Source organism: Arthrobacter sp. DMZ02-1R (genome assembly GCF_057747935.1).
Genome location: NZ_CM173230.1, coordinates 2,601,593 through 2,614,360, shown reverse-complemented (window position 1 = coordinate 2,614,360; position 12,768 = coordinate 2,601,593). Strand labels below are relative to the sequence as shown.

At 62.3% G+C, this 12,768-nt stretch carries 9 protein-coding genes; 6 read left to right on the top strand and 3 right to left on the bottom strand.

Features of this window, described 5'->3' with window-relative positions; all coding sequences use genetic code 11:
• Window positions 1–150 precede the first annotated feature (150 nt).
• Complete coding sequence (locus tag AC3ANQ_RS12655) at window positions 151–999, bottom strand: DeoR/GlpR family DNA-binding transcription regulator (protein ID WP_488301371.1); 849 nt, start codon at window positions 997–999, stop codon at window positions 151–153.
• Window positions 1,000–1,252: 253 nt separating this feature from the next.
• On the opposite strand from AC3ANQ_RS12655, the gene AC3ANQ_RS12650 reads away from it, so the two are divergent.
• The 6 genes from AC3ANQ_RS12650 to AC3ANQ_RS12625 all read left to right on the top strand — a co-directional run bounded on the left by AC3ANQ_RS12650 (window position 1,253) and on the right by AC3ANQ_RS12625 (window position 7,538).
• Window positions 1,253–2,542 carry an ABC transporter substrate-binding protein gene (locus tag AC3ANQ_RS12650; RefSeq protein WP_488301370.1) on the top strand — a complete coding sequence of 430 codons (1,290 nt, stop codon included), beginning with the start codon at window positions 1,253–1,255 and terminating at the stop codon, window positions 2,540–2,542.
• Window positions 2,543–2,607: 65 nt separating this feature from the next.
• The gene (locus tag AC3ANQ_RS12645) at window positions 2,608–3,561 is read left to right on the top strand and encodes a carbohydrate ABC transporter permease (RefSeq protein ID WP_488301369.1); all 954 of its coding nucleotides are present in this window, start codon (window positions 2,608–2,610) and stop codon (window positions 3,559–3,561) included.
• A 1-nt stretch (window position 3,562) separates the two neighbouring features.
• Window positions 3,563–4,456, top strand: coding sequence for a carbohydrate ABC transporter permease (locus tag AC3ANQ_RS12640; protein ID WP_488301368.1), 894 nt, complete (start codon window positions 3,563–3,565; stop codon window positions 4,454–4,456).
• A gap of 40 nt (window positions 4,457–4,496) precedes the next feature.
• Entirely contained in the window at window positions 4,497–5,360 is an 864-nt protein-coding gene (locus AC3ANQ_RS12635) for a ketose-bisphosphate aldolase (RefSeq protein WP_488301367.1), read from the top strand.
• Window position 5,361: 1 nt separating this feature from the next.
• Window positions 5,362–6,558: an ADP-dependent glucokinase/phosphofructokinase gene (locus tag AC3ANQ_RS12630; RefSeq protein ID WP_488301366.1), complete on the top strand. Its 1,197-nt coding sequence runs from the start codon at window positions 5,362–5,364 to the stop codon at window positions 6,556–6,558.
• Window positions 6,549–7,538, top strand: coding sequence for a class I mannose-6-phosphate isomerase (locus AC3ANQ_RS12625; RefSeq protein WP_488301365.1), 990 nt, complete (start codon window positions 6,549–6,551; stop codon window positions 7,536–7,538). Before AC3ANQ_RS12630 ends, AC3ANQ_RS12625 begins: the two co-directional genes overlap by 10 nt.
• Window positions 7,539–7,622: 84 nt before the next feature.
• Here the strand turns inward: AC3ANQ_RS12625 and AC3ANQ_RS12620 are convergent, their stop codons facing one another.
• Both AC3ANQ_RS12620 and AC3ANQ_RS12615 read right to left on the bottom strand, forming a co-directional pair.
• Window positions 7,623–12,485: an NAD-glutamate dehydrogenase gene (locus AC3ANQ_RS12620; RefSeq protein ID WP_488301364.1), complete on the bottom strand. Its 4,863-nt coding sequence runs from the start codon at window positions 12,483–12,485 to the stop codon at window positions 7,623–7,625.
• Window positions 12,442–12,735 carry a hypothetical protein gene (locus AC3ANQ_RS12615; RefSeq protein WP_488301363.1) on the bottom strand — a complete coding sequence of 98 codons (294 nt, stop codon included), beginning with the start codon at window positions 12,733–12,735 and terminating at the stop codon, window positions 12,442–12,444. The genes AC3ANQ_RS12620 and AC3ANQ_RS12615 overlap by 44 nt, the downstream gene beginning before the upstream one ends.
• Between the last annotated feature and the right edge of the window lie 33 nt (window positions 12,736–12,768).

The following is a 12,768-nucleotide window of genomic DNA, read 5'->3' as shown; positions in this document are numbered from 1 at the left end:
ACTTGTCCCCGCCTGCGAGGCAGGTCATTCTGCGATGAGAACGGACGGGACCCCGGCATGATTCCCGGATGACCTGGCAAGACCGCAAGCTTCGTCCGACATGCCGTGGCCGTGCGTGGCGAGGCGTTGTCGAAGTCCGGCATCTTTGGATCAGGAGACGGGCACCGGACCCGAATCCGGGGTGATGACACGCACGCCGCTGTCCCGAAATGCCGCTTCAAGCTCCTTGGGAGGGTGGGTGTCGGTGACGAAATAATCAGCGCTATCCAGCAAGCCGACCTGGGCGAACAGCTGCTTGTCGAACTTCGACGAGTCCGCCAGTACAGCAACCCGAGTGGCGCGGGACATCATCTCGCTCATCATTGCGGCTTCTCCGACATTGCTTGTGGTGTAGCCGCCCTGCACTGACACCGCACCGATGGCAATGAGCGCCAAGTCGCAGCGAATGTCCAGATCTGCCCCGCCCGTTGCGATCCGCAGACTCGTCGGCCCCGTCGTCGCAAGGGTTGTCGAGCGGACGGAGCCGCCGAAGATGTACAGTTCGCGCCAGACGGCCGGGTCCAGTTCCGCCGGCACGAGTAGATTGTTCGTGGCGATGGTTAGGTCCCGGTGGTTGCGGAGTGCACGAGCCACCGAAAGCATCGTGGTCCCACCATTCATGATGATCCCTGTGTCATCGCGAACGAGTTGAGCGGCAAGGGTGCCGATCTTATCCTTTTCCGTGGCTTGTAAGCCAAGGCGCAGATCCACGGCCTTCTCAACTCGAGAACTCATAGCCACACTGACCGCGCCGCCGTAAGTGCGCACAAGAAGGCCCTCACCGTCCAGCTGGTCGAGGTCGCGGCGGACAGTGTCGATCGAGACACCGAAACGATCGGCCAGCGATCCCACTGTCACCTGGCCGACTTCAGTGACGTATGCGACAAGCTGCGCCTTCCTGCCCGCTGGGTGTCGGCGCGAACGCCCTTCGTCTATGGCCACGCTGTTTAACTCGCTCACGCTGCGATGCTAGCACCGGACCGGCGCTATTCGAAGCGATTACAGCAAAGAACTGCAGAAGTGTTGCATAACGGGGAGAGTATCCGGTTTGTTGGGTTGCAAATGTCGATACTGCAGAGATGCTTGCTGTTCTTATCCCAGTTAGTCAGGTTATTTGCATTTTTATGCTTGCGTTTGCGTCATACGCAGGACTAGTGTGTCCTGTATCACGCAGTGAATGCGCATGATCAAGCAATTACACGAAGGAGTGGACATGAGCACGAGGAGAGGCCGCCGCCCGCGGCTGCTCGCAGCGTTAGGCGTAACCGCCGTTGCTGCACTCACAATGTCAGGTTGCAGTGGCTCGCCCTCCGGTGGTACCAGTGCCACCGGCGATGTCACCCTCGAGTTCGCCCAGTGGTGGGAGCCAGAGCTCCCGCAGGGATCCTTGGCCAACCTGATTGACCAATTCCAGAAGGCGAACCCACACGTCAAGGTGAAGCTCCTCAGCTCACCCTTTTCCTCAGACCAACAGCAGATGGTTGCCGACGCAGCCTCGGGCCAGCTGCCCGACGTCCTCGGCCTTGACGGTGCCTGGGTGAGCGATTTCGCCAAGCAGGGCGCGATCGCCGATCTCTCTCCGCTTCTGAAAGCTGACAACTTCTCCGAAGACCAGCTGGCAAGCGAGGTCAAGGTCAATGGCAAGGCCTACATGATCCCCGCGGTCAACTTCGTCTACCCCTTGTTCGTCAACAACGACCTGCTCAAGCAGGCCGGGGTAAACAAGGCGCCGACCACTCGCAGTGAGTTTCTCGACGCAGCGAAGAAGATCAGCGCCCTCGGCGGCAACGTCAAGGGTTGGGCCCTGCCGCTCGACACCGCAGTTCCGAATGGCATCCAGAACGACGTCATGTCCTGGGTCTGGGCATCTGGTGGCAGCATGCTGAAGGACGGGGAACCTGACGTCACCAACGCCCAAGTCAAGAGCGGAGTCGACTACGTCAAGAGCCTCTACGACGCGAACGTGCTAGTCCCCGGCGCCCTGACCATGAAGGAACAGGACAAGGTAGAGAAGTTCACCAACGGTCAGGTAGGCATGGTGATCGACTCGCTCGCCCACATCAACCTGATCAAGAAGAACAACCCCAGCCTCAACTTCACGGTGGCAGCGCTGCCTTCCGAGGATGGCTACACCGGCAAGCGAGGCATCCCGTACGCATCGTGGGGTGTTGGCATCTCGAACAAGTCTGAGCACAAAGCGGAAGCGGCCAAGCTCGTCGAGTTCCTCATGAGCAAGGACACGAACGCCCAGCTGAGCAACCTTGCGAACGGCTTCCCGGGCAACAAGACGGCGACCCCCGACTTTAGCAAGAGCGATCCGCTGTTCAAGACGGCCTTCGACATCTACCAGGCCGGTTACCCGGCGAATGAGTTCACCGGCCTGCCGAAGGCCGACCAGCTGCAGCGCACGTTCGACGAACAGCTGCAGCGGACCCTCACGGGAAGCCAGAGTGTCGATCAGACACTCAGCACCGTGCAATCCGCATGGAAATCCATCTTCTGACGTCGAAGATTCGACGGGGTCGTGCCGCCCAGCTTGCGGCACGACCCCACAAGGGAGTTTGAGACATGAATCTGTCCTCTACCAACGTCGAGGGACCCGGAAGGATACGGCACGCCGTCGGCCCGCGGTCGACGAAGCGGCGCGCCTCCGGGGTGCGCGGCCGCAAGCTCGCCCCGTTCGCCTTCGTCTCGCCGACGCTGGCCTTGATCACTTTGCTCACCGTGGTGCCGATCCTGATGGTTGCCGGCTACTCATTCATGGACAACGTGATCGTCGAACCGAACCCCGTGTTCGTTGGGTTCGCCAACTATGTGAAGGTGCTCACCGATCCTGCTTTCCTTGCGGCGCTTGGTAACACCTTCCTCTTCATCACGTCCAGCACCATCGTGCACTTGGTGCTGGGTCTCGTCTTTGCCTTGCTGCTGAACACCTCGCTGCTCGGCAACGTCACCAAGGCAATCTTCCGGGTGGTCTACATCCTTCCGTGGTTGTTCACCATCGCGGTGATCGCCGTCGTCTGGCGTCTCATGCTCGACCCCTCTGGTGTGGTGAACTACGTTCTCGGAACGTTTGGCATCCAGGGCGCGAACTGGCTGTCTACACCCGAAACGGCACTGGCCTCCGTGACGTTCATCAACATCTGGTCCGGGTATCCGTTCTTCATGATCAGCCTCCTGGCCGCCCTCCAGGGCGTGCCGGCCGTGCTGCACGAGGCAGCACGCGTCGACGGGGCGGGATGGTGGCAGCGGTTCCGGTACGTGACACTGCCCCATATCCGTCCCGTGATTGTCAGCATGGCAGTGCTCGACCTCATCTGGACGTCACAGCAGTTCGCTTTGATCTGGATGACCACGGGCGGGGGTCCACTCAACGCCACGGAGGTGATGAGCACCTACACCTACAAGCAGGCCTTCAGCAACTTCGAATTCTCGACAGCCTCCGCGGCCGCGGTCATCGTGCTGCTGCTCACCATGGTCCTTGCCTTCTTCTACGTGCGTCATCAGACGGTGCGTGATTGATATGAGCAACTTGACCCTTCGGGGACGCAGGGACGAAAAGATCGACGTCCCTCGCGAGCGGCGGGCCGGAAAGAAGCCGCTGCTCAAGGTGGGAGCCTTCGCGGCCCTGGTGATCGGGGCACTCTATGCGGGACTGCCAGTGTTGTGGATGCTTTCCACCTCGTTCAAAGCGAATGGGGAGGTCTTCGCGCTCCCACCGAAACTGATCACGTCGGGCTTCTCGCTGGATGCCTACACAGCGATCCTCACCGACCCGGCGCGGTTGCGGTTCTTCCTGAACAGCTACATTGTGGCCATTGCGGTGACTGTGCTCACCCTTCTGGTCGCGATCCTTGCAGCGTACGGTTTCAGCCGCTACCAGTTCCCTGGAAAGCGGCTGATCAACGTCGTGATCGTCTCAGTGCAAGCCGTTCCGCCGATCACACTAGTGATCCCGTACTTCGGCCTGATGGTCGCACTCGGCCTCTACAACACCTATCCGGGCCTGATTCTTACCCACATGGTGTTCACGCTCCCTTACGCGATCATCATGATGACCGCGTACTTCAACACTCTGCCTCGCGAACTCGATGAAGCAGCCAAGGTGGACGGCGCGAACGCCTGGACCGCCCTGTGGCGGGTGCTCGTGCCCATCTCGATACCGGGAATCGTGGCAGTCGGGGTGTACACATTCATGATCTCGTGGAATGAATTCCTCTTCGCTCTGACCTTGACCCGCACCGACGCCATGCGGACCGTGCCGATCGGCATTCAACTGCTGATGGGCCAGCATTCCTTCGAGTGGAACCAGATGATGGCGATGAGCATCCTGGGGTCGATCCCGGTGCTCCTGCTCTTCCTTCTGTTCCAGCGGAGCTTCATCGGCGGACTCACCTCTGGCGCGGTCAAAGACTGACGCCTCAAAATACCTAAACCCAAACAAAAAGGAGAAACCAATGCTCGTCGACGGAAAGACCATCCTGGACATCGCGAACCAGAACAACTTCGCCATCCCGGCCTTCAACATCAGCGACTGGGCGATGTTTCTTGGCGTCATGGACATCAGCGAGGAGAAGGAAGCCCCCGTCATCATCGCCATCCACCCGGATGAGGTCGCGCATATCACGACCGACCTCATCGCCGCGATTCGTGCGCGCGCTCACCGGTCGAGCGTACCGGTCGCGATTCACTGGGACCACGGCGGCACCTACGAGCAGATCATCACGGCGATCCAATCCGGCTTCACCTCGGTCATGATCGACGCGTCGCTGCTGCCGTTCGAGGATAACGTCGCTCTCACCCGCAAGGTTGTGGAGGCGGCGCACGCCGTAGGCATTCAGGTCGAGGGCGAGCTCGGCACGATCGGCGCGAACGACAGCTACGGCGAGTCCGGGGCGGCCGAGATCATCTACACCAACGTCGACGACGCGGTGCGTTTTGTCGAGGAGACCGGTGTCGACAGCCTCGCGATCGCGATCGGGACGTCGCACGGCCTGTACCCGGCCTCAAAGAAGCCCGAGCTGCGCCACGACCTGCTTGAGCAGATCAAGGCGGCGGTGGGCATCCCGCTCGTGCTGCACGGCGGATCCGGCAACCCCGATGCGGAGTTGGCCCGTGCGGTATCGCTCGGCATCAATAAGATCAACATCTCCAGCGACATCAAGGTCAGCTACCACAACCGCATGCGCGAGATCCTCGGCACGGACGAGCGTCTGCGTGAGCCGAACAGCATCCAGCCGCCGTGCATCGAGGCCATGAAGATCACCGCGGCTGAGAAGATCGACCTGTTCAACGCTGCCGGCAAGGCAAAGCTGTACTGACATGACGCCGCGCCTAGTACTCGGACTCGGCGGCAGTGTTGACTACGAAATCGCCTGGTCGTCCCAAGTGATCGAGGACCTCATCGCGAGCTACGACATCCGTACCGAGGAACTCGGGAACACCACGCCGATCGTCGACGAACGGAGTCTGGTGCTGTCCGTGCTCGGGTACTTCCGGCGGGGCGCCGGGGGGGAGCGGCACGTTGCCTCCGCCAACGCCTTGGAGACGTTCGCCTCGCGGTTTCCACACAAGGTGACGCTGGGAGGAACTGGTGTGAGGGCCGGACTCGCCCTTGCGTGTCTCGGCATGCCGTCGACCCTCCATCTGGTCAGCGTGAACGAGCACTTCAGGCGACTGCTTCCTGCAGAGTGTTCGTGGATCACCAGCGCCGAGCACGACTCGATTGAGCCACACGTGATCGTGCAGTGGGAGGAGGGGGCGCGAGTCCGGGTTGGTGACACCGAGCTCGTCGCACCCTTCCCCAACCGCCTCATCTATGTCAACGACCCGCCGAACTCCCAAATGCGCCTCAGCACGGACCTGCCTGGGGTGCTCGCCGAGGCGCACATCGTCCTGCTGTCCGGTCTGAACGCCATGCAAGACGAGGGGGTGCTGGTTGTCCGGCTCGCGGAACTGCGATCAGTGCTGGATGCGTTGCCCGGTGGCGCCTTCGTGTACTACGAGGATGCGGGGTTCCATAGGCCTGCCTTGAGCGCCCTCGTGCGCACCGCATTGCTCGACCGAATCGACGTCTACGGAATGAACGAGGACGAGATGCAAGCGCACCTCGGCCGCGGGGTCGACCTACTGGACCCTGTCGCGGTGCGGAAAGCATTGGGGGACCTCTCGGTCATCATTCCGGCCCGGACGCTCGTAGTCCACACGAAGTACTGGGCGCTGGCCGCCGGAAGACACGCCGAGCGATGCGCCCCTGCGCTCGCCGGAGGGATAGCCATGGCGAGTACGCGCTACCGCTACGGCGACGACTTCACCGTGGAGCAATATGCAGGAACCACGGACTTGCCGCTCAACGAAGTGGGCGCGGTTCTGGCTGCCGCGATCTCCGGTCCAGGCCTTCACGCCGTCGCGGCTCGGGCCATCTCGGTCCGTACACCTACCACCGTCGGACTCGGGGACTCGTTCGTCGGTGGATTCCTTGGCGCCCTTGCTACTGAAGGAGCATCAGTGTGGACTTGATCGTCCTGCCATCCAATCGCCCGGCCAACCGCTTCTACCGAGGTGGCCGCCAGATCACCGAGTTCCGCGGTGAGCCGCCGGCTGAAAGCCATGAACCCGAGGATTGGATTGCCTCCACAACCTCCGTGTTCGGAGAGCCAGGTGTGGGGATCACCACGCTTCCGAACGGCGTCCCGATGCCTACAGCGATTGAAAAGGATCCGCAGGGATGGCTGGGGGCCGAGCATCTGGCTGCCTTCGGACCGGATACGCGATTGCTCGTCAAGCTGCTCGACGCCGGCCAACGCCTGCCCGTACACGCCCATCCCGACGGAAGCTTCGCCGCCACGCACTTAGGCCACGCCCACGGCAAGGCCGAGGCGTGGTACATCCTCCGAGGAGGCACAGTCCACCTTGGCCTCAATCGAGACGTGGAAGGCCCGGAATTGCGCAACCTCGTCGAGCGGCAAGACTCCGAGAGCCTGCTGAGCCTTCTGAACCCCGTCGACGTCGCACCAGGTGACGTCGTATTCGTCCCGCCATGCCAATTGCACGCCATCGGCGAGGGCGTACTCCTCCTCGAAGTGCAGGAACCGGAAGACCTGTCGATCCTCCTCGAATGGAGAGACTTCGATCTCGACGGTCCGGCAGAGGGTCATCTGGGGCTCGGCTTCGATTTGGCACTCAATGCAGTGTCCCACCGGCATCTCGACCAGGAGGAGCTCGACAAACTGCTTATCCGCGCCCCGAGCGCAGGATCAGTGCTGCCCCGAGCGGCGGATCCATACTTCCGCATCGAGCGCATCCTCGTAGACGGACGGCAAGAGATCGCCCCGGGCTTCGCTGTCCTGGTCGCGGTGCGCGGGGACCTCGTCACCGCTGGAGAGGCAATGCCTGCCGGCCGAACAGCGGTGGCGCCTCACTCCATAGGACCGATCGCGGTCAGCGGCCACGGAGAGCTGCTGGTGTGCCGACCCCCGAGTCCAGAGGACCGAGCGTAGCGGCACCTCCATCGCCGCAGTCTGCCCACAGGCGCGGTCGCGAATGCCATCGCCTCGTGGCGCCGCGTGGGGAGCACGGTTAGTTCAGTGTCGCACGAGGGTCCTCAGAAGCTTGAGTGCGACGGAGATCGAATGGATGTCCACCGGACCGGGCTGGGTGACTTCGGCGAAAATGTCCTTGATCCGTGCGAGCTGCTCCTGGCGTCCGCGTTCCCATTCCACGATCCGTTCCGTGGAATCGGCCCGCTCGGGACTGCTGCTGCGTGTTGTTTTGAGAACCGAGATCGTCATGTCGGCCACGGCCGTGTACACGTCGTCGCGCAAGGCTGCCCTGGACAGTGTCTCCCATCGGTTCTGCACAGGAAGGTCGGTGATTCTTAGAAGCAACTTCAGGGCCCCGATGCGCTGGAATGCGGCGGAGTAGAGGTCGGCAATATCCTCGATAGGCTCATGGATCTGCTCGGCAATGACGGAGATATCCAGCAAAGTGAAGCTCAGGACAACTTCAAACGCGCGCCGCGCAATGTCCGGCGGGATCCCAATGGCCTCCCAGCGTGTCAGAAGGTCTTGTCCAAGGTCGATGTCGTCGCCGCGCAAATAGACCACGGTTCGGTGACGCCGGAGGTCCATGGCCGCCATGATCCGGCTGAGGGCCAGTTCCACTGCCTGGTCCCGATGGTCATGGGTCATGTACCAGCGCGTCGCCCGGTCCAACATCCTCCGCACATACAGGGCGAGTTCCGCCGCATTTTCGGCCGGAACGGCGGGCGGAAGACCTGCCATCCAGTCCGGGACCCAGTGAAGGTCGAAGGCCTCGCGCACTGAAACGAAGGCCCTTGCCAGAGCGGCGGCGCTCCCGGTGGTTTCCTCGATGGCCCGGAAAGCGAAGGTGATTCCTCCGAGATTGATAATGTCGTTGGCGAGGACGGTGCAGATGATCTGCCGACGCAGGGGGTGAGTTTCCAGCTCGGTTCCGAAACGGTCCGCGATCTGGGGAGGGAAGTAGCTTCGGAGGACCCGGTCGAACCAGGGGTCGTCGGTGACGTCGCTCCCGCTGAGTTCCTTGGCGAGTGCGATCTTGGCGTAGGCGGCCAGGACGGACAGCTCGGGGGAGGTAAGCCCCTTGCCCGCCTGCAGCCTTGCACGGAGCTTGTCCGTGCTGGGCAAAGCCTCACGACTCCGGTCCAGGTCCGTGGCTCTTTCCAGCCAGTCCATGGTCCGCTCGAAACCGGGGCTCCAGTTGACGTCGAAGCCCGGGCTCCAGTTGAGGACAAGGGCACGGTCATTGACGAGCAGGACGTTCTGGTCACGGCTGTTCTCCAGCACGAGGCGGGCTACGTCGCCGGTGAGCGAGTGCAGGAAGTCGGCGCGTTCGCCGGCGGCCATCTTGCCTGCCGCGATCATGCGGTCGATAAAGATTTTGATGTTGACCTCGTGGTCGGAGCAGTCCACTCCGGCGGAGTTGTCGATCGCGTCGGTGTTCAGGAGGACTCCGTTGAGTGCAGCCTCCACCCGTCCCTGTTGAGTCATCCCGAGGTTGCCGCCCTCGACCACGATCCGTGCCCGGAGTTCGTTGCCGTTGATCCGTATCGCATCGTTGGCTTTGTCGCCCACCTCACTGTTGGTTTCTGCGGCGGCCTTGACGTAGGTTCCGATCCCGCCGTTGTAGATCAGATCAACGGGCGCGCGCAGGATGGCCTGGATGAGTTCGGGCGGGGTCATCGCCGTCGTCGTCGGGGCGATCCCCAAAGTCGATCGCACCTCTGGGCTGATGGGGATCGACTTGGCGGTGCGCGGGTACACGCCGCCGCCGGGGCTGAGAAGCCCGGGGGCGTAGTCAGCCCACGACGAGCGCGGCAGGTTGAAGAGGCGGCGGCGTTCCTCAAGGGCGGACGCCGCGTCGGGTGCGGGGTTCAGGAAGATGTGCCGGTGGTCGAAGGCGGCCACGAGCCGGATGCGGTCCGAGAGCAGCATGCCGTTGCCGAAGACGTCCCCGCTCATGTCGCCGATGCCGACCACGGTGAAGTCTTCGTTCTGGGCATCGATTCCGAGTTCGCTGAAGTGCTGTTTCGCAGACGCCCAGGCACCCCGGGCGGTGATGCCCATCTGCTTGTGGTCGTAGCCGACCGAGCCGCCCGAGGCGAACGCGTCGCCCAGCCAGAAGCCGTATTCCTGGGCCACCTCGTTGGCGATGTCGGAGAATGTCGCGGTCCCTTTGTCGGCCGCGACCACGAGGTAGTAGTCGTCGTCGTCGTGCCGTACCACGTTGGGAGGTGGGATGACGCGTCCCACCGCTCCCCGTGTGCCGCCAGCGTCAGGGGGCACGGCGACGTCGGGCGGGGCCAGGTTGTCCGTGACATCGAGGAGCCCGCGAAGGAAGTCCTTGTAGCTCTCAATGCCTTCTTCGAGCCATGCCACGCGGTTTGACTCCGGAGCGGGAAGCAGCTTCGGGTAGAAGCCGCCCTTCGCGCCGGTGGGGACGATCACCGAGTTCTTGACGATCTGGACCTTGGCGAGGCCGAGGACTTCGGTGCGGAAATCCTCGCGTCGGTCCGACCATCGCAGGCCCCCGCGCGCCACCGGCCCGAAGCGAAGGTGCACGCCTTCGACCCTGGGCGAATACACCCAGATCTCGAACTGCGGACGTGGGTACGGGGCGCCTTGAATCGTGGAGGGCCGGAGCTTGAGGCTCAGGTACGGCCGGTCGCGGTAGAAGTTGGTCCTCGTCGTCGCTTCGACGAGATTCAGGAAGGTCCGTAGCAGACGGTCTGCGTCCAAGGAGGTGACAGCATCGATCGCCTCGGCCACTTCTTCCCGGGCGGCCCTCGTTTCGCGGAGCCGCCGGGTGATGCCAAGCGCTGGATGGAAGCGGGCTCTGAACAGGTCCAGTAGTGCGTGGGTCGCCTTCGCGTTGGCCAGGAAAGTATCCGCGATGAAGCCGTAGGAGTTGGTGGTTCCCAGTTGTTGGAGATACTTGGCGTAGCCACGGAGGATCACGACGTGCCGCCAATCAAGGTTCTCCTGAAGGACCAGGGCGTCGAAGCGGTCAGATTCCGCGTCACCGCGCATGGCTGCCCCGAACGCGTCCGCGAGCAAGGATCCGGTTCGAGCGGGATCCACGCCAGGCGGATACTTCACGCCCAGGTCATAGAGAAACAGCGGCAGTGTGTTGCCGCGCAGGACCTCGAAAGGGCGCTGGTTGAGCACCTGAAGTCCCAGGTTGTGGAGGAACGGCAGGATCTGGCTTAAGCTTCGGGCACTGGTGAGATAAAGGCGAATCCGCGTGTCGTCGGCCTCGGCCTGAGTAGCGCTGGGACGGATGGCCAATACAGGATCGCCCAGGGGTCGGCCGCCGGTGCCGTCCAGATTGTATTGTTCAAATTTCTCGATGTCTTCAATGGCGTCTGCGATCTCGAAGTCTGCCCGGTAGCTGGCAGGGAAGGCATCGGCCCAGAGCACAGACAGCCTTGTGGCCTGGCTGGAGGGCATGCGTTCCCGCAGGGCTTCGGCAAGTCCTTCGGCCCAGGTCCGGGTGGTATTGATGAGTGTCTGCTCCAGGGCAGCCGTATCGATGGTCTCTGGTTTTGCGTCGGCGGGCAAAAGTACGCGGACGAAGATGCGCGCCATGTGTGATCCGGTGAGTCGGACCTCAAATTCAAGCGATGAGGCCTTCGAGGCTTCTTTGAGCTCCTCTTCAATCTTGAGCTGCACCGCCGTGTTGTAGCGGTTGCGAGGAAGGAACATCAGAACTGTCATGAAGGGACCGTGGTTGTCGAAGCGTAGGAGCAGCCTTGTCTCACGGCGTTTCTGAAGGCGCAGAATCTCAGCCGCCAGCCGGGTCAGCTCGTCTTCGTCGCTGTTGAACAGTTCCTCAAGAGCTAACGACCCCAGTGCGGCAAGTAATTTTTTTTCTTGGGTTGACGCCGGAGCGAAACCTAGCCTGTCACGAAGGTGAACGGCCTTGTCCCGGATCACCGGAATGCGACGTACTGATTGATCCGCCGTTCCCGGGGCGAAAACTCCAACAAACCGGCGTTCACCGTTGACGACTCCGGCACCATCGAACATCGGGAGACGGATTTCGTCCAGGTAAGAGGGTTCCGGAATTGAGGATCGAAGAGCGGAAGCGTAAAGGGCAAGCACTTGCGAACCCCCCAACGCAGACTCGTCTGAACTGCGCGGTGGATTCTGCCTGCGCAAAAGGCCCAGTGCCGTGCCCGTGCGGAGTTCAAGAGGCGGGCCCTCCGTCCCTGCGGTCAAGCTGTATTCGCAGTATCCCTGGAAAATAAAGTTCCCTCGGTCCAACCACACCAGGAGCTCCCCGAGCTGTTCGGCTGACGGCGCGCAACCGCGCGGGAAGGCGGCTAAGGATTCGACGGCGGCAGCCACTTGTTCCTTCAGAGCAGGAGCGTCTTCTGTAACTGCACGGACATCGGCAAGAACCCTTTGGACATTCGCGATGACGTCCGCGGAGTTGGACGATCTAGGCAGCCTGCCGATTTCGACTGCAACCCAAGTTTCCGTGACGGCGGAATCCTGCAGCTCGGAAGCAAGTCCGGCGCGCGGCGGTGCGTTGCGGATCTCGAGCAGCTCATAGGTTGCCGGATCCCGAAGGACTTGGAATGAGGGATGGACGAGCAACCGGACCGTCGCTCCTTCGCGGGCTAGCTCCGAGGTGATCGAATGGACCACCTGCAGCGCGCCTTCGGCCACCACGAACACTACGCTGGCGTGTGGTTCGTTGAGGACATCCACCCTCGATGCCCCCGGACGCAGCACCGAGCCCAGCGAAAGATGGTGCCGTGCCCGACGCTCCAAAGTTTCTCCGCGATAGCTGAGGAGTTCCTCGGGGTCCACGTGCTCGTAGTAATCCGCGAGGAAATGATCGTCCGGCTTGGCCGGACTACTTGATGCGGTGTGTTCCGCTGGCACAGATTTGCCGGGCATACGTAAAGCCTCCAACACGCGGGACCGCCTCCATTTGCGCCGCCGGAGATGGGATCCTCACGCCTGATTTCATGATGTCCTTCTCTCCTAGCGGAGTCCATAGCGGCGAAAGAACCGCTCGGTAGGCGATCGGGTTCGCGTTCGGGTCGGTCATCGCTCCCCAGCAGCCGACGAAGATCTCGTACGTCCGCCGGACGAAAAGGAACGCGGCCGCGCCGCCGTAGATCTGCTTGAGATTGGGTGCAGACACGGAGAGGGCGCGGTCCGTGCGGCCCGCGCCCTC

Coding starts and splice junctions, on each gene's coding strand:
- AC3ANQ_RS12630 (WP_488301366.1), top strand. CDS start 5,362: ATGACGCCGCGCCTAGTACTCGGACTCGGCGGCAGTGTTGACTACGAA.
- AC3ANQ_RS12640 (WP_488301368.1), top strand. CDS start 3,563: ATGAGCAACTTGACCCTTCGGGGACGCAGGGACGAAAAGATCGACGTC.
- AC3ANQ_RS12620 (WP_488301364.1), bottom strand. CDS start 12,485: ATGCCCGGCAAATCTGTGCCAGCGGAACACACCGCATCAAGTAGTCCG.
- AC3ANQ_RS12650 (WP_488301370.1), top strand. CDS start 1,253: ATGAGCACGAGGAGAGGCCGCCGCCCGCGGCTGCTCGCAGCGTTAGGC.
- AC3ANQ_RS12645 (WP_488301369.1), top strand. CDS start 2,608: ATGAATCTGTCCTCTACCAACGTCGAGGGACCCGGAAGGATACGGCAC.
- AC3ANQ_RS12635 (WP_488301367.1), top strand. CDS start 4,497: ATGCTCGTCGACGGAAAGACCATCCTGGACATCGCGAACCAGAACAAC.